Annotated in this window: 18 protein-coding genes; 9 read left to right on the top strand and 9 right to left on the bottom strand. The window is 66.1% G+C overall.

The annotated features are described in order from the left end of the window. The first annotated feature begins 72 nt into the window (after window positions 1–72). Complete coding sequence (locus ACGVWT_RS17085; RefSeq protein ID WP_315461062.1) at window positions 73–651, top strand: HdeD family acid-resistance protein; 579 nt, start codon at window positions 73–75, stop codon at window positions 649–651. A gap of 153 nt (window positions 652–804) precedes the next feature. On the opposite strand, the gene ACGVWT_RS17080 is transcribed toward ACGVWT_RS17085, so the two are convergent. The 5 genes from ACGVWT_RS17080 to ACGVWT_RS17060 all read right to left on the bottom strand — a co-directional run bounded on the left by ACGVWT_RS17080 (window position 805) and on the right by ACGVWT_RS17060 (window position 6,971). Next, window positions 805–1,284 carry a glutathione peroxidase gene (locus ACGVWT_RS17080; RefSeq protein WP_315461061.1) on the bottom strand — a complete coding sequence of 160 codons (480 nt, stop codon included), beginning with the start codon at window positions 1,282–1,284 and terminating at the stop codon, window positions 805–807. After that, window positions 1,281–1,874 carry a GNAT family N-acetyltransferase gene (locus tag ACGVWT_RS17075; RefSeq protein ID WP_315461060.1) on the bottom strand — a complete coding sequence of 198 codons (594 nt, stop codon included), beginning with the start codon at window positions 1,872–1,874 and terminating at the stop codon, window positions 1,281–1,283. The genes ACGVWT_RS17080 and ACGVWT_RS17075 overlap by 4 nt, the downstream gene beginning before the upstream one ends. Then, complete coding sequence (locus ACGVWT_RS17070; protein WP_017978623.1) at window positions 1,871–2,542, bottom strand: ABC transporter ATP-binding protein; 672 nt, start codon at window positions 2,540–2,542, stop codon at window positions 1,871–1,873. The genes ACGVWT_RS17075 and ACGVWT_RS17070 overlap by 4 nt, the downstream gene beginning before the upstream one ends. Then, window positions 2,535–3,779, bottom strand: coding sequence for a lipoprotein-releasing ABC transporter permease subunit (locus tag ACGVWT_RS17065; protein ID WP_315461059.1), 1,245 nt, complete (start codon window positions 3,777–3,779; stop codon window positions 2,535–2,537). Before ACGVWT_RS17065 ends, ACGVWT_RS17070 begins: the two co-directional genes overlap by 8 nt. 696 nt (window positions 3,780–4,475) lie before the next feature. Continuing rightward, a complete protein-coding gene (locus ACGVWT_RS17060) occupies window positions 4,476–6,971 on the bottom strand; it encodes a TonB-dependent receptor (RefSeq protein WP_315461058.1) in 2,496 nt (831 codons plus the stop codon). 250 nt (window positions 6,972–7,221) lie between these two features. Between ACGVWT_RS17060 and ACGVWT_RS17055 the strand changes: the two genes are divergently transcribed. Beyond that, complete coding sequence (locus ACGVWT_RS17055) at window positions 7,222–7,689, top strand: Hsp20 family protein (RefSeq protein ID WP_116461005.1); 468 nt, start codon at window positions 7,222–7,224, stop codon at window positions 7,687–7,689. A gap of 581 nt (window positions 7,690–8,270) precedes the next feature. On the opposite strand, the gene ACGVWT_RS17050 is transcribed toward ACGVWT_RS17055, so the two are convergent. The 3 genes from ACGVWT_RS17050 to ACGVWT_RS17040 form a co-directional block, all read right to left on the bottom strand. Then, window positions 8,271–8,504 (bottom strand): hypothetical protein, encoded by a 234-nt coding sequence (locus ACGVWT_RS17050; RefSeq protein WP_018250831.1) that lies wholly within the window; start codon window positions 8,502–8,504, stop codon window positions 8,271–8,273. Between the two features lie 325 nt (window positions 8,505–8,829). After that, the gene (locus tag ACGVWT_RS17045) at window positions 8,830–9,840 is read right to left on the bottom strand and encodes a polysaccharide deacetylase family protein (RefSeq protein WP_315461057.1); all 1,011 of its coding nucleotides are present in this window, start codon (window positions 9,838–9,840) and stop codon (window positions 8,830–8,832) included. A gap of 3 nt (window positions 9,841–9,843) precedes the next feature. Then, entirely contained in the window at window positions 9,844–11,622 is a 1,779-nt protein-coding gene (locus ACGVWT_RS17040; protein ID WP_315461056.1) for a HAMP domain-containing sensor histidine kinase, read from the bottom strand. A 196-nt stretch (window positions 11,623–11,818) separates the two neighbouring features. Between ACGVWT_RS17040 and ACGVWT_RS17035 the strand changes: the two genes are divergently transcribed. After that, on the top strand, window positions 11,819–12,286 hold the full coding sequence (locus ACGVWT_RS17035) for an Lrp/AsnC family transcriptional regulator (protein WP_017978616.1): 468 nt from the start codon (window positions 11,819–11,821) through the stop codon (window positions 12,284–12,286). Window positions 12,287–12,515: 229 nt separating this feature from the next. Here ACGVWT_RS17035 and ACGVWT_RS17030 read toward each other — a convergent pair whose 3' ends face one another. Continuing rightward, the gene (locus tag ACGVWT_RS17030; protein ID WP_315461055.1) at window positions 12,516–13,820 is read right to left on the bottom strand and encodes a hypothetical protein; all 1,305 of its coding nucleotides are present in this window, start codon (window positions 13,818–13,820) and stop codon (window positions 12,516–12,518) included. Window positions 13,821–13,985: 165 nt separating this feature from the next. Here ACGVWT_RS17030 and yaaA point away from each other — a divergent pair, with 165 nt between their 5' ends. The 6 genes from yaaA to ACGVWT_RS17000 all read left to right on the top strand — a co-directional run bounded on the left by yaaA (window position 13,986) and on the right by ACGVWT_RS17000 (window position 19,937). Beyond that, window positions 13,986–14,726 carry a peroxide stress protein YaaA gene (yaaA, locus tag ACGVWT_RS17025; RefSeq protein WP_315461054.1) on the top strand — a complete coding sequence of 247 codons (741 nt, stop codon included), beginning with the start codon at window positions 13,986–13,988 and terminating at the stop codon, window positions 14,724–14,726. Then, window positions 14,723–15,424: an SDR family NAD(P)-dependent oxidoreductase gene (locus ACGVWT_RS17020; protein WP_315461053.1), complete on the top strand. Its 702-nt coding sequence runs from the start codon at window positions 14,723–14,725 to the stop codon at window positions 15,422–15,424. Before yaaA ends, ACGVWT_RS17020 begins: the two co-directional genes overlap by 4 nt. A 250-nt stretch (window positions 15,425–15,674) precedes the next feature. After that, window positions 15,675–15,974 carry a hypothetical protein gene (locus tag ACGVWT_RS17015; protein WP_315461052.1) on the top strand — a complete coding sequence of 100 codons (300 nt, stop codon included), beginning with the start codon at window positions 15,675–15,677 and terminating at the stop codon, window positions 15,972–15,974. A gap of 109 nt (window positions 15,975–16,083) precedes the next feature. Continuing rightward, window positions 16,084–18,906, top strand: coding sequence for a DNA gyrase subunit A (gene gyrA, locus ACGVWT_RS17010; protein ID WP_315461051.1), 2,823 nt, complete (start codon window positions 16,084–16,086; stop codon window positions 18,904–18,906). Then, window positions 18,903–19,256, top strand: a complete 354-nt coding sequence (locus tag ACGVWT_RS17005) for a DUF952 domain-containing protein (protein WP_315461050.1) — start codon at window positions 18,903–18,905, stop codon at window positions 19,254–19,256. The genes gyrA and ACGVWT_RS17005 overlap by 4 nt, the downstream gene beginning before the upstream one ends. A gap of 96 nt (window positions 19,257–19,352) precedes the next feature. Continuing rightward, window positions 19,353–19,937: a hypothetical protein gene (locus tag ACGVWT_RS17000; RefSeq protein ID WP_116460997.1), complete on the top strand. Its 585-nt coding sequence runs from the start codon at window positions 19,353–19,355 to the stop codon at window positions 19,935–19,937. Window positions 19,938–20,079 lie beyond the last annotated feature (142 nt).

Here is a 20,079-nt window from a genome sequence, read left to right as displayed (position 1 = left end):
GCGACCAGCCCAGAATGGACGGAACCAGCGGTGGATAACCTCGTTTCGCGCCCATAACGAGGAGACATCGCCATGACCGAGACGCGTACCTTCACCGATCCACTTGCCCCCGCCGCCGCCGGTGCCGGCTGGGCCTGGATCCTCGCCTATGGCGTGCTGTCGCTGGCGCTCGGCGTCCTCGCCTTCCTCAATCCCTTCGCCGCCACCTATGCCGCGACCTTGGTGATCGGCGCCTTCTTTATCGCCGCCGGCATCGTCTCGCTTGCGGCGGGTTTCATGGGCAAGCACGAAGGGCGCGGCTATGCGATCGGCTTCGGCCTGCTGTCGCTGATCATCGGCGTGCTGATGGCCTTCGATCCGGTGTCGGGCGCGCTGTCGCTGACGCTGCTGGTCGGCGTCTGGCTCGGCATCCGCGGCGCACTGGAAATCGGCCTCGGCGCGCGCTTTTCGCGCGGACGCGGGCTGATGATCGCGCTCGGGGTCGTCAACATCCTGCTCGCGATCTACGTGCTCGCGACGCTGCCCTGGTCGGCCCTGACGCTGCCCGGCTTTATCCTCGGCATCAGCTTCGTGTTCGGCGGCGTGACCTCGATCCTGTCGGCGCTGCACCATAAGAAGGGTGCCAAGCCCTTCGCCGCCCCGGCTCTGTAACGGCGCGAGCCTCACTCACCCCGTCACCCCGGACTGGTTCCGGGGTCCACTCTGAGGCGAGGGGGACGGCCGGAGCCTCTTGCCGTTCCCTCGCGGCTCGGTGGGCTCCGGAACAAGCCCGGGGTGACGGCAGCAGGGTAAACGGGCCCCGCCCTACAGCAACGCCTCGATATCCGCGGCGAGATCCTCAGGCTTCGTCGTCGGCGCATAGCGCCGCACGACCCGCCCCGACCGATCCACCAGGAACTTGGTGAAGTTCCACTTGATCGCCTTCGACCCCAGCACGCCGGGCGCCGCCGTCTTCAGCCGCTCGAACAGTGGATCGGCCGCTGCACCGTTGACGTCGATCTTGGCGAACACCGGAAACGTCACGTCATAGGTCAGCGAACAGAAATTCGCGATCTCCGCCGCATCGCCCGGCTCCTGCGCCCCGAACTGGTTGCAGGGAAAGGCCAGCACCTCGAACCCCTGGTCGGCGAACCGCCGATGCAGCCCCTCCAGCCCTTCGTACTGCGGCGTGAACCCGCACTTCGACGCGGTGTTGACGATCAGCAGCACCTGCCCCGCCCAGCGGTCCAGCGACAGTGGGTTTCCGTCCGCGCCCCGCACGGTCAGATCGGTGATGCTGCTCATTCGTACCTCGCAAGCAGATAGTCGAGATTCTGGCGCACGCCCGGCCATTCGCGGTCCAGGATCGAATAGACGACGCTGTCGCGCAACCGCCCGCCGACGATCTGATGCCCGCGCAGCATGCCGTCCCGCTTCGCACCCAACCGTTCGATCGCGCGCTGGCTGCGGATGTTGAGCGCATCGGTGCGGATCTGCACGCACTGTACGCCCATCACGTCGAAGGCATGCGTCAACAGCAGCCGCTTCGCCTCGGTATTCACGCCGGTGCGCTGGACCCGCGTCGCATAGAAGGTGCCGCCGACCTCCAGACGCCGATGGCCTTCGTTCATCCGCATGTATCGCGTGGTGCCGACCACAACGCCCGCCGGATCGCAGACTGCGAACACCAGCCCCCGCCCCTGCTCGACCTGCGCGAATGTTGCGGCGAACCAGCGATCCGCGTCCTTCAGCTGGGATACGCTCGCGTAGAACACATCCCACAGGTCATCCGTCGCAGCGACGGCGACCAACGCCTCCTTGTCCTCGGGCACAAGCGGCCGCAGCGTGACGTGACGGCCGACCAGTATCGGGGTGGTCCGCCACGCATCGCTCACGATAGCACGCCCTCGTGCAGGCGGACGACGCGGTCCATCTTTTGCGCCAGCCGCTCGTTATGCGTCGCGATCAGCGCCGCCGATCCTTCTCCGCGCACCAGCCGCAGGAACTCGGCAAGAACGATGTCCGCGGTATGTTCGTCGAGATTGCCGGTCGGCTCGTCCGCCAGCACCAGCGCTGGCCGATTGGCGAGCGCGCGCGCTACGGCGACGCGTTGCTGCTCGCCCCCCGACAGCTGGCTCGGCCGGTGCGTCAGGCGATGCCCCAGACCCAGCGCGGTGAGCAACGCGACCGCACGATCGTCCGCCGCCTTGCGCGCGGCACCATGCACCAGCTGCGGCAGCACGACATTTTCCGTCGCGTTAAAGTCGGGCAGCAGATGGTGGAACTGGTACACGAAGCCCAGATGATCGCGGCGCATGACGGTGCGGCCATGCGCGTCGAGCTTCGCCGCCTCGGTGCCGGCGATACGGATCGAACCCTCGAACCCGCCCTCCAGCAAGCCCACCGCCTGCAGCAGTGTCGACTTGCCCGATCCCGACGGCCCGACCAGCGCGACGATCTCGCCCGGCGCCACGGTCAGGTCGACCCCGCGCAGGACGTGGATCGTCTCGCCGCCCTGCGTGAAGCTGCGCGTCAGCCGCCCGGTTTCGAGGACGTTATTCATAGCGAAGGACCTGTACCGGATCGGTGCTTGCCGCCTTCCACGCCGGATACAGCGTCGCGAGGAAGCTGAACACCAGCGCCATGATCGCGATCACGACGATTTCGATCGGATCGGGCTTCGACGGCAGTTCTGTGAGATAGCGGATCGAGGGGTCCCACAGGTTCTGCCCCGTTACCATCTGGACCAGGTTCACCACCGCTTGGCGATAGAACAGGAAGACAAAGCCCAAGAGCAGCCCCGCGACGGTGCCGAGCGCACCGATCGTCGTGCCGACCACCATGAAGATGCGCATCAACCCGCCCCGCGTCGCGCCCATCGTCCGCAGGATCGCGATGTCACGCGTCTTCGCGCGCACCAGCATGATCAGGCTCGACAGGATGTTGAACACCGCCACCAGGATGATGATCGACAGCACGGTGAACATCGCCACCCGCTCGACCTCCAGCGCCTGGAACAGCTGTGCGTTCATGCTCCGCCAGTCGCTGATCACCGCGCCGGGGGGCAATTTGTCGCCCAGCGGCGCCAGGATCTGCCCCACCTTGTCGGCATTCGTCGTCTCGATCTCGACCATGCCGACATTGTCGCCAAGCAGCAGCAGCGTCTGCGCGTCCTCGATCGGCATGAAGACATATTGCTTGTCGTAATCGTACAGCCCGATCTCGAAGATCGCGGCGACCTTGTAGCTGACGATGCGCGGCACGGTGCCGAACGGCGTCGTCTGCCCCTGCGGGCTGAACAGCGATATGTCGCTACCGACGGTCGCGCCCAGCGCTTCGGCAAGCCGGCTGCCGATCGCGATCCGGCCGCTGCCCGGCGTCACGCCGGCAAGCGATCCCATCACCACCTTGTTGCCGATCACCGGCGCGATGTCCTGCATCCGCACGCCGCGGACCAGCACCGCCTCGGCCCGGCCGTTATAGGTCGCCGCCAGCGGCTGTTCGATCATCGGCACTGCGGACGTGATGTTGGGCGTCCGCTTCGCCTCCGCCACCACCTGCCGCCAGTCGACGGGCCGCGTGGGGTCGAACTGGATCACCGCATGGCCGTTCAGGCCGACGATCTTGTCGAACAGCTCGGCGCGAAAGCCGTTCATCACGCTCATCACGATGACGAGCGCCGCGACGCCGAGCATCACCGCAACGAGGCTGATCGAGGCGACGAGGAAGATGAACGCCTCCCCCTTGCCCGGCAGCAGATATCGCCGCGCGATCATCCGTTCATAGGTAGAGAGGATCATGGCGGCGGCTCTAGGCGGTGAGACGGCGACAAGCAACAAATGTTGCGGATTCGACACAGGGGAGCCGCAATCGAAATGGCGGGTGACAATATCCGGTGACAAAGCCCCTGCCCCTGCCTAGCACAGACTCATCTGAGACACAGGCAACGGCCGTGGTTCGGGGAAACAGTGTTCCGGCGACGCAGCGAAAACGCGCGATCGTCCACGACACGACCTAAGGGGGCTGACGGGTTTCTCGTCACGCAGGCGCCCGGATCGGAAACGGTCCGGGCGTTTGCTTGTCCGGACCGCCTCGACGGCGCCGGGCGAAGGGCGGGAGCTTCCAATTCACGCCCCCCGTCCGGCACCCTCCCTTATCGCAGATCAAAGCTGAACGCTTTCCGAACGCGGGGCCGCTCGCACGACGGACGCCAGGTTTAGGCGATACTCCCAAGCACACCCCACTCACCGCTACCCTCACCGTCATTCCCGCGAAGGCGGGAATCCGGATTGGCGAACGTCCGCGAATGAAGCCGCAAGCCTCGCGCGTCTTGATTCCCGCCTCCGCGGGAATGACGAAGAGCGTATACCGCCCCCCACCCTCGTCCTGCCGGCGCACGCCGGGATCCATGGACAGCGCGCCATCGGCGGTCTTACGCTCAGCTAATTGCACCGCCTCCATGGATCCCGGCGCACTCCGGCAGGACGAAGGGTCGCTCAAAACCGCGTCGACAGCGTCACACCATAGGTCCGCGGATCACCCGGCTGCCCCACGATCAACCCCGTGCTGCCCGACTGCGTCGAAAGCAGCTCGAAGTACTGCTTGTCGAATACGTTGCGCACCCAGCCAAAGACGTTGATGCCGCCCTCGCGATAGCCGACGCGGACGTTCGACAGCGAATAGCCCTCGATCCAGGTATAGGCCGACGGCGACGGGTTCGACGAGAAGCGCGAACGGTAATTGCCGTCATAGCCGACATAGGCCTCGCCGCCCTTGCTCCCCACCGGCACGTTATACTCGCCCCCGAACGAGAACGACCATTTCGAGATACCCGGCAGCCGCTGACCGGAGATATCGCATTGTGCCGGGCTGTACGACGGCTGAGCGGAGCTGCCGGCCTGTCCTGCCGGACTTGCCGGATTCGTGGCACTGGCCGCCGAGCCACCCGACAATTCCGGCGGGCAGGGCGCGTTGGCGAAGCGGACGTATTTCGCGTCGGTGAAGGCGCCGTTGACGTACAGGTTCAGCCGGCTGCTCGGCCGAAAGCTCGTATCGAACTCGAACCCGCGCGACCGCACCTGACCCGCATTGGCAAGATACCCGCGGATCACGTTGATCGCATTGTTGTTCACCGTCGCCTGATAGTCGAAGACGTCGGTCCAATAGCCGGCGAGGTTCAGCGTCACCCGTCGGTTCAGGAACTGCGTCTTCAATCCGATCTCGTAATTGTTGACCTTCTCGGGCTTCACCGTTTGCGTCGACAGATCGACGCCCGTGCTGGTCGAATTGAGCGGCAGCCCCGACAGATTGATGCCGCCCGATTTGAAGCTGCGGGCATAGGTCGCATAGGCGTGAATGTCGGGACTGACGTCATACGACACGGTGATGTCGCCCGACGTATTCCACGCGCTGAACCGAGGGCTGTAGCGTTGCGGCGCCAGCGTATTGATCTGGTTCTGAAAGGTCGTGCGCGCCGCGGCGGTTGGCTGCGAAGCCAGCAAAGCGGCAACGTTGTCCGCCGTCGCGGTGAAGGCATATTGCGCATTGCGAATGCTGACGATCGATTCGTAAAAACCCGACTTCCGGTCATAATTGACCCGCAGGCCCGGCTGGATGTGCAGCGCATCGGTCAGCGCCCAATTCAGCTTGCCGAACACCGCGAAGCTGGTGTTGTCGAAGTTGATCGTGTTCGTCGACGTCAGGCCGTTGAGCACATTGGGATTGTTCGCGTCGTTGCCCGACAGCAGGAACCGGCTCGCTGCGGATCCCTGCACCTGCGACCCCTGCGTATTGATCGTCTGGTGAAAGAAGAACGCGCCGACCGTATAGTCCAGCCGGTTGGTGCCATTGGACGCCAGACGCAGCTCCTGCGACACCTGTTTCTGCTGCGACGGGTTCTGCGACACCGTCGTGATCGGCAGTCCGATGAAATCGCGATCGTTCTGCGGCTGCCAATCCCAATAACGCCACGCGCTGACCGAGGTCAGCGTCGCCGGCCCCAGATCCCAATTGCCGACCAGCGAGACGCCGCCAATTTCCTGCCGCGAATTGATCGGCGCATCCAGGTCGGTCACGCGATCGAACGGATTGGTGCTGGGCGGCCGATAATTGAACGCCGCGGCGAGCGCCGCATATTGCCGTGCGATCGGCCGCTGCGTGGTGCCGACGCGGGCGTAATATTGCACGCAGCAGAGCGGATTCTGCACATTGTAATCGCCCGACAGCGTGAAGTTCAGGCTGTCGCTTGCATTCCACAGCAACTGCCCGCGCACGCCATTGTTGTCGAGCCGGTGCAGGTTGCGCCCCGATGTGACGTCATAGATGGTGCCCTGGCGCTGCGTCGACGATGCGGACAGGCGCAGCGCGACCGTATCCGACAGCGGGCCCGATACCGACGCCTTGGCCTGGACGAATTGGTAACTGCCGGCGGTCAGCTCGATCCGCGCTTCGGGCGTGAAGCTCGGCGGCCGGGTCGTGATATTCAGCGCGCCCGACGTGGTATTCTTGCCGTACAGCGTACCCTGCGGCCCGCGCAGCACCTCGACGCGCTCGACATCGACGAAGTCGAAGGTCGAAGCGCCGATCCGCCCGATATACACGCCATCGACGTAAAAGCCGACGCCCTGCTCGATCCCGTCGTTCGTCAGGCCGAACGGCGCGCCCAGCCCGCGGATGTTGATCGCCGAGTTGCGCGGGTTGCTGGAATAGAATTGTAGCGAGGGTTGCTGTTGCTGCAGGCGGTTAACGTTGAACGCCCCCGTCTTGTCCAGCTCGGCGCCGCCAATCACCGAAATCGCGATCGGCACCCGCTGCACCGATTCGGCGCGACGGCGCGCGGTGACGACGATGTCGCCGGCACCCGCCGGGGCGGGGGCACCCTGCGCTGCGCTGGCGTCGTCTTGTATGGGCGCGCTTTCCGGCGTCGGCACGGGCTCGGGCGTTGGCTGCGGCACGGTCTGGCCAGCTAGCAGCATGGCAAGCGTCAGCGACATCGAAAGCTCCCTTTTATCGTTGTCGCCAAACTCCCCTGATTCGCTGGGATTACAAAGATGGAGAAGCTTGGGGTCGCGATAGCCGGGCTTCGTGCACTGAAATCACCCGCGATTTTTTAGGCCCACCCCCTCTTGAAGCCGGTACGGACCTTCCCAAATGTGGGGACGCATGGCGCCACGATGGGCCATGCACCGGCATCGCACCGCTGTGGATGCCGTCGTTCAACTCGCTTCGTTCGGAGGATTTGACATGCGACTCGACCTGACCCCCTATCGCCGCTCGACCATCGGTTTCGACCGTCTGTTCGACATGCTGGAAAGCAACGCGCGCGCCGCGACCGCGGAAAACTACCCGCCCTTCAACCTCGAACGGATCGCCGACGACCGGTATCGGATCACGCTCGCCGTCGCCGGCTTCAGCCGTGATGAGATCGAGATTACGGCGCAGCAGAACCTGCTGCTCGTCGCCGGCAAGAAGGATGACAAAGCGGCCAACGCCAATTTCCTGCACATCGGCATCGCCAACCGCAGCTTTGAGCGTCGCTTCGAACTCGCCGACTTCGTGTTCGTCGAGGATGCACGGCTCAACGACGGCCTGCTCGTGATCGATCTGGTCCGCGAGGTGCCGGAAGCGATGAAGCCGAAGAGCATCGCGATCAAGACCGGTGCCCCCCTCGCCGCCGTCGACAATGCGGCGAACGAGGCAAAGGCCGCCTGATCCGCGGTAAGGCGTGACGTCACACGCCGAGGGCGTCCGGGCCGAAAGGTCCGGGCGCTTTTTCGGCGAGCCGTACGTGACGGCATCCACTACGCCCGGGCCGGTGTCCTCGTCGGAGCATTGCCTATTCGAGGCGGGATCGAGCAGCCGACGCGCTCGGCTACCGCTTTGGAAACGTCAAGCCACCAGATGCGCGACATGCTACCGAAAACCATTTCGTCATGCCGGACGTGTTTCGGCATCCACTGTCCCGCAATCACCGAAGCCGTCGATGGTGCGGCGCGTTGCCTAACGGACAGGTCCGGTCCGACGGACGAATGAGGTGCGCGGCGTAGGTCCTGCAAAGTCTGGGATTTCTCCCGCCCTTCGGCCCGTCGTCAAACCTAAAGCCCAAGAGCCTCTCAGGGTAACGGCAAGCCCATAGCGAACGGCTCAATCCAAACGCGGCGCAGGCTCATCAACACCGCCGGATCCAACTTCACCAACCCTAGAATCAACAAGGGGAGCCGAAGCCCCCCTTGCCTTTAGAATCATGTCGATCGGCGAGCGTCTTGGGAACTCCGCCGGATCGTCAGAAACTCTTAGTTGCTGTCGCCGCTGTCAGCGACGATCACGATGCCGGCAACGACGGCAGCCGCCGCGACCAGGGCAACGATCAGACCGCCACCGGCCAGTTCGTTCTTCTTCGCCGACGCCGAACCGGTGCGGACCGACTTGGCAACCGACAGGCTCGCGGCGGGGTTCGACGGAGCGGCCGCAGCGGGGGCCACGGCGAGAGCGGCTGCAGCGACAGCCATCAGATACTTGGCAACCATGATGGTCCCCTCTTTGGTAGGTTGAGATGCTCCAATGACACATAATTCATCGAATTCAAGGTAAAATTGCCGCATCGCCGAAAAGGCCGGGTTCGGTGTTGCAAATGTACCAAGCAATTCGGCAGCGCCTACTCTAGTGTTACTGTCTGGTGACGGCCTGCGTTATCCCACCGGGCGATGAAGTCGCATCGTCCTATTTGAATGCGCACGCGTCTTGCCAAATAAGCCGCACCGGACGTTTATCAGCGCAAATGTTGGGCATACCCAATGTTCGGATTCGCCCTTTCCGCCGCAAATCCGTCTGCACGATTCTCCCTGAGGCTAATCATACCTGGCCGTCGGCAGCCGCCAACATCTCGTTCAGCGTGGTCGGCCTCACGCCAAGCGCACCCAGTTCGGCGAACATCCGGTCCCACCAGTGCCAGAACCGGTCGAGATCGCGCGCATCGCCCACATAGGGCGTGTGTCCGGGCTCCAGCGAAGGCGAATGGAAGGAGAAGGTGAGCAGCCGCTGGCCCTCGTCTCGCACCGCGATCCGCACCGCAGCCAACGCCTGCTCGATCGGCATGTCCTCCGGCGTCAACGCGATTCGCTGCAACAACCCGCTTCGTGCCGCGATACCGCGACCGTGCGGTACCCGCCCCAGCATCGGATAGAGACCGGGGCCGCGGCCACGCAACGCGCCGGTAAACACGCTGGTCAACGGTACCTCGACCAATGATCCCAGCCGATAGGCATCGCTGCCGATCCGGCTGAAATCCGGCCCGCCATCTGCCGAATAGTCATAACGCGCACGGATCGAGGTTTCGACGCGATAGCCCCGCTCGACCAATAGCTCGGCCGTATCCGGGCCGATACCATACCGTCCGGCACGATAGGCGAGCGGTGCCGCGCCAAACGCTGTGCCCAGCATATCGGTCAGCACATCCAGCTTCGCCGCCTGCGCAGCCCGCGGCAGGTTGCCCGGATAGCTGTCGCCCGGCGATGGCGCATCGTAAGGCGGCGTGACCCAGGAATGCAGCTGCGCCCCGATCGTCGATCGCCCGTCGGCCACGACATCCCGCAGGATCGCCACCGCTTCGGCATCGCTCGCCACCGGATGGTCGACGAGGCAGACCAGCCCCACGCCCCGATCCGCAAAGCGCGCATGCGCCGCCGGCAGCGCACGCATCGCGGTCACCGACCGATGCCGCTCCTCCAGCGGGGCGGACCAGTCGAACTCCTCCTCGACATCGACGAACACGAGGAACCGGGTGCCAAAGCTCTCCGGCCAGCGAATCAGCGTCTCCGATGTGGGCGCGGGCGGCCGGTACGGCGGGATGGTGCCTCGTCGCACGGGTCAGTTGGCCGCCTGCTCCATCCCCTCTTGTACGGCGGCAGGCAGGCGCAGTGTCAACAGATGGTCGCCGAAGATCAACGCGCCGCCCATCTCGCTTGCCAGATTCCGCGCCAGCCGCAGCGCGAAGCCCGCACCCAGCAGCGGCGTGCCCTCTTCGCCGGCATCGGCGTCGATACTGAGCAAGGCGTCTTCACCGCCGGTGCCCAGCGCCTGCGGGCGCGCGAAGCAAAGCGCCACCTGCCCCGCCGGGGCGGGCGCTTCGGCGATATCGATCCGTTCACCGGCGACGGCAGCGGACGTCAAGGTGGCGAGCAGGCGCGACAGCAGTCGCTCCATCGCCCGATCGTCGGCCAGCGCGGCATGATCCCCCATCGGATGAATGTCGAGCGCGGTCCCGCGCAGGTTCGCCAGCGGCGCCAGATCGGCTGCGATACGTTCCAGCAGCGGCTCGATCGCGACCGCACGCGGGCGCAGCTCGAGCGCGCGGCCTTCGATCCGGGCCGCGGTATCCAGATCCTCGATCGCTGCGATCAGCCCGTCGGCGTGGCGGCGGATCGTCGCGGCATGGTCGCGATACACGGGCGATACCGGCCCCAGCAGCTGCGCCTCGATCAGCTCGGCAAAACCCGAAATCGCGTTGGTCGGCGTCCGCAGCTCATGCACCAGCTGGCGCAGCGAATCGGACGCGCCGCTGCCCTGCGCAGGCCGGCCCGCATCCTCGTCGCTGCGTGGTCGGCGGGCGATGGCGGCATAGCCGGTGAAGCGGCCGGTCGCGGCATCGAACTGCGGTTCGCCCGTCACCCGCCATGCGCCGCCCGCATCCGATGATCCGCCGACATCGAGCCGCACATCTGCGAAGCGCTGGCGCTGGCGGAACGCGCCGTTGATACCGGCATCGACGCGGACCACGCCCTGCGGTGCCCCCACCGCCAGCGACACGCCGATCAACGGCCCGCGCGTCACGCCGTCCACTGCGCAGATCACGCCGGCACTGTCGGTATCGAACCGGAAGCAAGTGGCGGGCGCCTGCTCCACCGCCTCGGCGGGCGCCGTCAGCGGTTCGCGCTGGCGCTGGAAGGCGTCGATGCGCGCGACGACATCGGCAATCTGAAACCCGCCCGCTGCGATCGGCCGCGGCTCCGGCGGCGCGACGGCGGTCGTCGGCATCGCGACCACGCGGGGAGCGGCGACGATCGGCTCCGCTTCGACAGGCGCAGGAGCCGGCACGGCCACGACCGGCTCAGGCGTCGGCGCGTCCACCACCGGCGCTGCCTCGGGCTCAGGCTCCGGCTCTACTTCAGCGGGCGCCACATCCGACGCGACCGGCACCGACGCGCCATCAGCCCCCGCCGCATCGGGCAAAACGAAATCGACCGATCCGAAGCTCTCGAGCGCCCGCTCCACCGCAGTGGGCAGGTCGCGCCGGTGACGCAGCAACGCCCGCCCCTGCGGCGACAGGCGGGGCAGCAACGCGATCCACGTATCGGCGTCCAGCGTCACCGTACGCAGCAACGGCGCCGCGACCGCAAAGGCATCCTCCGCGAACAGCCCGACGAGCGCTGCCGGCGGCGTCGCAAAGGCGAGCGCCCGCGCGCTGGCAGACCGCACCGCCAGCGGCACTGCCTGCCGCAGCATGCGCAGCCGCGCCAAGCCCGGCTCGTCCGCCGCGATCCGTCCGCGCCCCATCAGGTCGACGAGCTGCCGCCACGCCGACTGCGCGCCGAAGCCGCTGTCCATATCGGCGGAAAGCACCGTCTTGAGGCTGTCGTCGAAGCGCACGCTCACTCCCGGAAGGCGTTACGCCAGCGGGGCGCAACAACGATTCCTTAACGAGCCAGAGTCGCAGGGGAAACAGGTGATTTTCCGACGGTCTGCAGGCCGTCGCAAAGTGGGACAATTGCGTTGCGCCGCAATTTTCTTATGCTTAGAGGAAATTGCCGATATCGTTCGGCGCGTCTTAGGAGTGGCTCACGCAATGTCGTTCGATCGGATCGATCGTCAAATCCTCGCTCATCTGCAACAGGATGGGCGCATGACCAACGTCGAGCTCGCCGAACGCGTCGGCCTCACCGCGCCGCCCTGCCTGCGCCGCGTCCGCGCGCTGGAGGAAGCGGGTGTGATCCGCGGCTATCACGCCGATCTCGATCCCGCCAGCCTCGGCTTCCCGATTACCGTCTTCGCGATGGTGTCGCTGCGCAGCCAGGCAGAGCACGATCTCGCCGCCTTCGAAACGCATGTCGCCGACATTCCCGAAGTGCGCGAATGCCATATGCTCAACGGCGAAATCGACTTCATCTTGAAGATCGTCGCCAGCGATCTCAAAAGCTTCCAGGAAATCCTCACCACCCATCTGACGCCCGCGCCCAATGTCGCCAGCGTCAAGACCTCGCTAACGATCCGCACCGCCAAGTCGACCTCGGGCATCCCCGTCTCGGTGGATTGAGGCGGCCCGGCAAACCACCGAATAGGTCGCGCATCTACAATCGACGCCCGATCGTCGAATGACGTCACCCCAGCAAAGGCTGGGGTCTTTTGCGGCCAAATCGTCGTCCTGTTACCACAAGATCCCAGCCTCCGCTGGGATGACGTCGGGCGACGTTCACCGCCGCCGCCCGCAACGAAAAGGGCGGCCCGTCGCCGGACCGCCCCTTCCCATCAGCTGGTCGTCGCGATCACGCCGCCGGAGCGGGCGCCGAACCGACCTGCGTCCAGGTGTTCCACAGCGCCGCGATGCCCGCGCGGGGCTGGCCCGTCACCGCACCGAACGCCGCCTGCGCGCCGGCCTTGTCACCCGACTTGGCGAGCGCGATGCCGAGGCGCGTGTTGACCTCGTTCGCATCGACGCCGCCCTTCGACAGCGCCGCACGGTACAGTTCGGCGGCCTTGGCGTAGTTGTTCTGGCCCAGATAGGCGTCGGCCGTCGCCGAGGCGATCTTACCGTCCTTCGACGCCAGCGCGGTCTTCTCGCTCGACGCCAGCGAACCGTCGCGCTGGATCGCGGTGTTCGCCGCCGCCAGCTGGCTCTTGGCATAGGTGCTGCTCGCCGGGATCTTGCCCGACGCCAGGCCTTCCTTCAGCACCGCAGCGGCTTCGTACGGATTGCCGCGGTCGCTGACCATGCGGGCATAATCCTCATAGCTCGACTGGTCCGGCATCGCGCCGGCCGACCGCAGCAGGCGATACAGATCCAGCGTCTGCGCCTTGTCGGGCGTCGCGATGCTGTTCTGCGCGAAGGCATATTGCAGGATCACGTCGCGCCACGTCTTCGCGTTCGGGAAGGCGGTGGCATACTTCTGCATCCAAGCCAGCGTTTCCGGCGCCATCTTCTTGTTGTTCGCGGTCGCGATCGCGAAGCGATAATAGGATTCCGGCACGGCCTGACCGGCGGCCTTCTGCGCGGTGATATAGCGGTCGAGGTCGGCCAGGCCGCCCGCGACGTCACCCGCCTGCACCTTCACCTTGGCAAGCTGCAGGTCGAAATCGGGGCTGTTGAAGCCCGCTTCCTTCGCCTTGGTGAAATATTGCGTTGCGACGGCATATTGGCCGCCGTTGAACGCGAGCTGGCCGCGGCGGAACAGATACTTGCCGCGATCGGCCGCCGGCGTGTTGGCCGCGGCGATCAGCGCGTCGAGCGGCTTGGCCAGCGCGGTCTCGTTCAGCGGCGCGTTGGGGTTCGCCTGCTGCGCCAGCACCAGCTTGGTGTTTTCCAGGTCGTAGCGCAGCGCCGCCGCCACATATTTGTCGTCGTCGGTCGTGGCAGCCGCCTCGATCTGCGCGACCAGCGGCTCGGCCGTCGCGACATCCTTCGCCTTCACGGCCTGCTGCGCATTGTAGGCGATCGCCTGCACCGGCTTGCTGAGCTTGAAGCCCGGGGCCTGCTGCTCTTCCTTCTTGGCCATCGCCGGGGCGACGAACGCAAAGCCACTCACACCGGTAGCGAGCACCGCGGCCAGCGCGAGCTTCGAAAGGGTCTTCATGCTAACTCTCTCTCCGACAATTGGGGCATCGCTGCCGCTAACGTACGCGCGGCCTGTAACGGGCCGCCGCAGCGGGTACAAGCGACGCTGGGGACTGATCCCGCAGTGGCTTGAAGCCCGTGAACGGGAATTGAACGGTGGCCGAAGGCGCAGTACCGGACCGGCATGATCGCCGTTCTTTCCCCCGCCAAGACCCTCGATTACGAGACGCCGCTGCCCGAATTGGGTTCCACGCGCCCCCGCTTTGATTCCGAAGCGGCCACGCTCGCTGCCGCCGCCTCGCACCTGACGCAGAAACGCCTGTCGGAACTGATGAAGATCTCGCCCGCGTTGGCGAAGCTCAACGCCGATCGCTTCCGCGATTTTGCCGAGGCGCCCGAGCGGCTGGCGATGTTCGCTTTTGCCGGCGACGTCTACACCGGCCTCGACGCCCAGACGCTGGAGCCGGAGGCGGTGACGTTCGCGCAAGACCATCTGCGACTGCTATCCGGACTGTACGGCCTGCTCCGTCCGCTCGACGCGATGCGCCCGTACCGGCTGGAAATGGGCACCCGCTGGGCACCGCGTAAGCCCAAGCTGACCGACTGGTGGGGGGACCGCATCGCCCAGGCGCTGGCCGAGGACGTGACCGCGGAAGAGACCGGCGTCGTTCTCAACCTCGCCAGCCAGGAATATTGGGCAGCGGTGTCCGGGCGCTTGCCTGCCGGCATCCGCGTCGTCGCGGTCGATTTCCGCGAGGGCGACCGCTTCGTCAGCTTCCACGCCAAGAAGGCGCGCGGGCTGATGGCGCGCTGGATGATCGAACACCGCGTCACCGATATCGACGCGATGCGCGGCTTCGACAGCGACGGCTATGCCTTCGATGCCGCGGCCAGCACCGACGACCAGTGGCGCTTCGTTCGATGAGCGCGAAGGGCACCAGCGCCGTCGTCATCGGCGCCAGCGGCGGCATCGGCGCCGCGCTGGTCGAGGCATTGCGCGATGAGGGGGCGTATGACGTCGTCCACGCGCTCTCGCGCTCCGGCAGCGATCCGATCGATATCGAGGACGAAGCCAGCATCGCCGCCGTCGCCGCGCGCATCGCCGCGGGCCCCGCGCCGGTGCTGGTGATCGTCGCCACCGGCCTGCTGCATCGGGGCGATCGCCTGCCCGAGAAGAGCTATCGCGAGCTCGATCCCGATTGGCTCGCCGCCAATCTGCGCGTCAACGCCATCGGCCCCGCGCTGATCGCCAAGCATATTCTGCCGATCATGCCCAAACAGGGCCGCAGCGTCTTCGCGATCCTCTCGGCGCGGATCGGCAGTATCTCCGACAACCGTCTCGGCGGCTGGTACGGCTATCGCATGGCGAAGGCGGCGGCGAACCAACTCGTCCGCACGCTGAGCATCGAGGACAAGCGCCGCAACGATCGCAGCATCATCGTCGGCCTCCACCCCGGCACGGTCGACACCGCCTTGTCCAAGCCCTTCCAGGCCAACGTCCGCCCCGGCACGCTCTTCACGCCCGACCGCGCCGCCTCCCAGTTGCTCGACGTCATCGACGGCCTGAAGGCGCCCGACACCGGCCGCCTGTTCGACTTCGAAGGCAAAGAAATCGCGCCCTAGCGGGGGAGTCCCCCCACCACCCCACCGTCACCCCGGACTTGATCCGGGGTCCCGCTTCTTCTCCTACCGTAACGCCCAGCAAAAGCGGGACCCCGGATCAAGCCCGGGGGTGACGAGCTAGGCGCGTGTCACGTCTACCCTGACATGACGAAAACGTCATGATCCGGCCATCCCGTTGTTATTCCACGGGGTGCATCCCCTGCATCACGACGCCATCCCGTTGCGTCTGTGTAAGGTGGAGAGGAACCCCATGAAGACGTCCCTGCCCTTCGTCCTGCTTGCGACCGCCTCGCTCTGCTGCGGATCCGCGGCGATGGCCACCGGCGCGCAAATGCAGGCCAAGACCCAGGCCAAGACGGTCGCCACCAACAAGACGACCACGACCACCAAGCCCGCGGTCGGCAAGCCCACCGTCGCCACCCGGACGACGACCAAGACCGCCGTCGCGGCCAACGGCCGCATGGTCACCACCAAGACCAGCACCGGCAAGACGATCACCTACAATTGCAGCAAGGCCGGCAACGCCAACAAGGCCGCCTGCAAGAAGTAACACTCCATATGCCCGCGCGCGTACGCGTGTGCGTACGCGCGCGTGACTTTCGGTACGGATGCCCCTAAACCGGGGCCATACATCTGTAACAATCCGAAAGCGTCACACCTTGGCCGACGAGACCACCCTCGCCGAACCCCCCGCCCATCCCGAGGGCATTTCGACGATCTCGATCGTCGACGAAATGAAGTCGAGCTACCTCGACTATGCGATGAGCGTCATCGTCGCGCGCGCGCTGCCCGATGTGCGCGACGGCCTGAAGCCGGTCCACCGCCGCATCCTCTTTTCCGCGCAGGAAAGCGGCTTCTTCTTCAACCGGCCCTACCGCAAGTCCGCCCGCATCGTCGGTGACGTGATCGGTAAGTATCACCCGCACGGCGACACCGCGATCTATGACGCCTTGGCGCGCATGACGCAGGACTGGTCGATGCGGCTGCCGCTGATCGACGGCCAGGGCAACTTCGGCTCGATGGATCCCGATCCGCCCGCAGCGATGCGCTACACCGAAGCGCGCCTCGCCCGCGCCGCCAACTACCTGATGGAGGATCTCGACAAGGATACCGTCGATTTCCAGCCGAACTACGACGCCAGCGAGCGCGAGCCGCAGGTGCTGCCGGCGCGCTTCCCCAATCTGCTCGTCAACGGCGCCGGCGGCATCGCGGTCGGCATGGCGACCAACATCCCGCCGCACAACCTCGGCGAAGTCGTCGATGCCTGCCTCGCCTATATCGACAAGACGATGGCCGGCGAATCGATCAGCATCGACGAGCTGATCGAGATCGTCCCCGGCCCGGACTTCCCGACCGGTGCGATCATCCTCGGCAAGGCGGGCGCACGCTCGGCCTATCACACTGGCCGCGGCTCGATCATCGTCCGCTCGCGCCACGTCATCGAAGAAGGCCGCGGCGACCGCCGCTCGATCGTCCTCACCGCCATCCCCTTCCAGCAGGGCAAGAACGCGCTCGTCGAAAAGATCGCCGAGGCTGCGAAGGACAAGCGGATCGAAGGCGTCAGCGACATCCGCGACGAATCGAACCGCGAAGGCGTGCGCATCGTCATCGATCTGAAGCGCGACGCGACCCCCGAAGTCGTCCTCAACCAGCTGTGGCGCCACACGCCCGCGCAGGGCAGCTTCCCCGCCAACATGCTCGCGATCCGCGGCGGCCGGCCGGAAACGCTGAACCTCAAGGACATCATCCAGGCGTTCGTCCAGTTCCGCGAACAGGTCATCACCCGCCGCTCGAAGTTCGAGCTGAACAAGGCGCGCGACCGCGCCCATATCCTGCTCGGCCTCGTCATCGCGGTGACCAACCTCGATGAAGTCGTCCGCATCATCCGCGGCTCGTCCAGCCCCGCAGAGGCGCGCGCCGCGCTGCTCGCACGCGAATGGCCGATCGCCGAGATCGCCCCCTACCTCAGCCTCGTCGAGGCGGTCGAAGGCGAGCAGGTCGGCGACGGCTACAAGCTCAGCGACACGCAGGTCCGCGCGATCCTCGACCTGCGTCTCCACCGCCTGACCGCGCTCGGCCGCGACGAGATCGGCGATGAGCTGAAGGGCCTCGCCGAATCGATCGCCGCGCTGCTCGAAATCCTCGGTAACCGCGCCCGCCTGTACGAGGTGATGCGCGAGGAGCTGGTCGACGTCCGCTCGATCTTCGCGACCCCGCGCCGCACCGAGATCGCCGCCGCCGCCGACGGCATCGACGACGAAGACCTGATCGAGCGCGAGGAGATGGTCGTCACCGTCACCGTGCAGGGCTATATCAAGCGCACCCCCCTCGACGCCTTCCGCGCGCAGAAGCGCGGCGGCAAGGGCCGCGCCGGCATGGCGACCAAGGACGAGGATGCGATCACCAACCTGTTCGTGACGAGCACGCACACACCGGTGCTGTTCTTCTCGACCGCCGGCAAGGTGTATCGCATGAAGGTCTGGCGCCTGCCCGAAGGCGGGCCGGCGACGCGCGGCCGCCCGATGATCAACCTGCTGCCGCTGGCACCGGGCGAGACGATCTCCACCGTCCTGCCGCTGCCCGAGGACGAGGGCCGCTGGGGCGACCTGCACGTCATGTTCGCGACCGCCAACGGCACCGTACGCCGCAACGCGATGGACGCCTTCGCCAACATCCCCTCGAACGGCAAGCTCGCCATGCGCTTCGACGAGGGCAGCGAGGACCGGCTGATCGGCGTCGCCGTGCTGACCGAAAGCGACGACGTGCTGCTCGCGACCAAGGCGGGCAAGGCGATCCGCTTCGCCGCCACCGACGTACGTGAATTCCAGAGCCGCACCTCCACCGGCGTCCGCGGCGTCAGCCTGGCCGAGGGCGACGAGGTCATCAGCCTGTCGATCCTGCGCGGCTTCGCGGCGACGACCGAGGAACGCGAGGCGTATCTGAAGGCCGCACCGTGGAAGGAAGGCGAACGCGAGATGTCGCTGAGCCCAGAACGCATGGCCGAATTCGAGGCGGCGGAGGAATTCATCCTCACCGTCACGCAAAAGGGCTATGGCAAGCGCACCTCGGCGTTCGAATATCGCCGCACCAACCGTGGTGGCCAGGGCATCACCAACATCGTGTCTGCCGGCCGCAACGGCCCCGTCGTCGCCAGCTTCCCCGCGCATTCGGGCGAGCAGCTGATGCTGGTCACCGATCAGGCGAAGCTCATCCGCATGTCGGTCGGCGACGTCCGCGTCACGGGCCGCAACACACAGGGCGTGACGCTGTTCAGCGTGGCGAAGGACGAACATGTCGTCTCCGCCGCGCGGATCGACGAGGAGGAAGAGCCCGAGAACGAAGCCGAGGCAATCGTCGCCGACGAAATCGGTGAGGCGCCCGCAGCCTCGAGCGACGACACGCTGATCGTCGACGACGGCACCGGCCCGGCGACGATGGACGAACGCGTCGACGAGAGCGACGATGGCGAGGACGAGGCATGAGCACCCTCCCCCTCGTCGCCTATAAGGTGCTAACCGCGGAACAGTTGGCCGCGCTGGAACGCGACGGCAGCTTCGCCGGCGCCCCGGTCGACTTGGCGGATGGCTACATCCACATGTCGACCGCCGAGCAGCTGACCGAAACCGTCGACAAGCATTTCGCCGGGCAGAGCGATCTGCACGTCGCCGCAGTCGATCTCGGCAGCTTCGGCGCATCGCTGAAATGGGAGGAATCGCGCGGCGGCCAGCTGTTCCCGCACCTCTACGGTCCGCTGCCGCTGGAAGCCGTTCTTGGCTATGGTCCGCTGAAGCGTGCCGAAGACGGGACGGTTCGCCTGCCCATAACCAGTTGATCTGAAAGGACTCTCAGCTCACCGCCAAAAACGGGCGGAACCGCATCCGAAATCCCATCGTTACTTTGTCACAACGAGCAACAATGGAGACACTCGATGCGTACCTTGGCCCTGACGATCGGCACCCTGATGCTGATGCCCGCCGCGGCTGTGGCACAACAGGCTCCGGCCGCTGGCGCGAGCGCGCAGGCCGGTGCCAGCGCGACCGCGACCACCCCGACGGTCGGCGCCACGATCTATGACAGCGCGGGCGTCTCGCTCGGCACCGTCGCCAGCGTCACGCCGCAGGCGATCGTCCTCAACACCGGCACCGCGCAGGTGCCCGTGCCGCCGGCGTCGATCGGCAAGACCGACAAGGGCTTCGCCATGGCGATGACCAAGGCGCAGCTCGATGCGGCGATCGCCAGCTCGCAGGCGCAGGCCCAGGCTGCGGTGAAGGCGAAGCTGGTCCCCGGCACCGCCGTCACCGGTCTCGGCGGCGCGGCACTCGGGACGATCAAGTCGGCCGACGCGGAATTCGTGACGCTCACCACCGCCAAGGGTGAGGTGAAGTTGCCGATCAACGGCTTCAGCGCCGACGCCAGCGGCAAGGTGATCGTGGGCATCACCGCCGCCCAGCTCGCCGCCGCAACCGCCGCCTCGGCGACCGGCGCCGTCACCAGCAGCGCAGCGCCGAAGTAAGCATGTGGGGGCGGGCAACCGCCCCCATCTGTCCGGCGACAGCGTCCGGCGTCCTTTCCCACAAATCGTCATCCCAGCGAAGGCTGGGATCTTTGGGTTAGAGGACGCCACAAGAGCCGCAGAAGATCCCAGCCTCTGCTGG

The sequence above is a fragment of the Sphingomonas sp. S6 genome (assembly GCF_043498045.1).
In the GTDB taxonomy this organism is placed as follows: domain Bacteria; phylum Pseudomonadota; class Alphaproteobacteria; order Sphingomonadales; family Sphingomonadaceae; genus Sphingomonas.
This window is presented reverse-complemented; position numbering and strand designations above follow the sequence as displayed.

What these genes read in the sequence shown, in the direction of transcription:
- ACGVWT_RS17085 (WP_315461062.1), top strand. Translation starts at nt 73, where the DNA reads ATGACCGAGACGCGTACCTTCACCGATCCACTTGCCCCCGCCGCCGCC.
- ACGVWT_RS17080 (WP_315461061.1), bottom strand. Translation starts at nt 1,284, where the DNA reads ATGAGCAGCATCACCGATCTGACCGTGCGGGGCGCGGACGGAAACCCA.
- ACGVWT_RS17070 (WP_017978623.1), bottom strand. Translation starts at nt 2,542, where the DNA reads ATGAATAACGTCCTCGAAACCGGGCGGCTGACGCGCAGCTTCACGCAG.
- ACGVWT_RS17065 (WP_315461059.1), bottom strand. Translation starts at nt 3,779, where the DNA reads ATGATCCTCTCTACCTATGAACGGATGATCGCGCGGCGATATCTGCTG.
- ACGVWT_RS17060 (WP_315461058.1), bottom strand. Translation starts at nt 6,971, where the DNA reads ATGTCGCTGACGCTTGCCATGCTGCTAGCTGGCCAGACCGTGCCGCAG.
- ACGVWT_RS17055 (WP_116461005.1), top strand. Translation starts at nt 7,222, where the DNA reads ATGCGACTCGACCTGACCCCCTATCGCCGCTCGACCATCGGTTTCGAC.
- ACGVWT_RS17050 (WP_018250831.1), bottom strand. Translation starts at nt 8,504, where the DNA reads ATGGTTGCCAAGTATCTGATGGCTGTCGCTGCAGCCGCTCTCGCCGTG.
- ACGVWT_RS17035 (WP_017978616.1), top strand. Translation starts at nt 11,819, where the DNA reads ATGTCGTTCGATCGGATCGATCGTCAAATCCTCGCTCATCTGCAACAG.
- ACGVWT_RS17030 (WP_315461055.1), bottom strand. Translation starts at nt 13,820, where the DNA reads ATGAAGACCCTTTCGAAGCTCGCGCTGGCCGCGGTGCTCGCTACCGGT.
- yaaA (WP_315461054.1), top strand. Translation starts at nt 13,986, where the DNA reads ATGATCGCCGTTCTTTCCCCCGCCAAGACCCTCGATTACGAGACGCCG.
- ACGVWT_RS17020 (WP_315461053.1), top strand. Translation starts at nt 14,723, where the DNA reads ATGAGCGCGAAGGGCACCAGCGCCGTCGTCATCGGCGCCAGCGGCGGC.
- ACGVWT_RS17015 (WP_315461052.1), top strand. Translation starts at nt 15,675, where the DNA reads ATGAAGACGTCCCTGCCCTTCGTCCTGCTTGCGACCGCCTCGCTCTGC.
- ACGVWT_RS17005 (WP_315461050.1), top strand. Translation starts at nt 18,903, where the DNA reads ATGAGCACCCTCCCCCTCGTCGCCTATAAGGTGCTAACCGCGGAACAG.
- ACGVWT_RS17000 (WP_116460997.1), top strand. Translation starts at nt 19,353, where the DNA reads ATGCGTACCTTGGCCCTGACGATCGGCACCCTGATGCTGATGCCCGCC.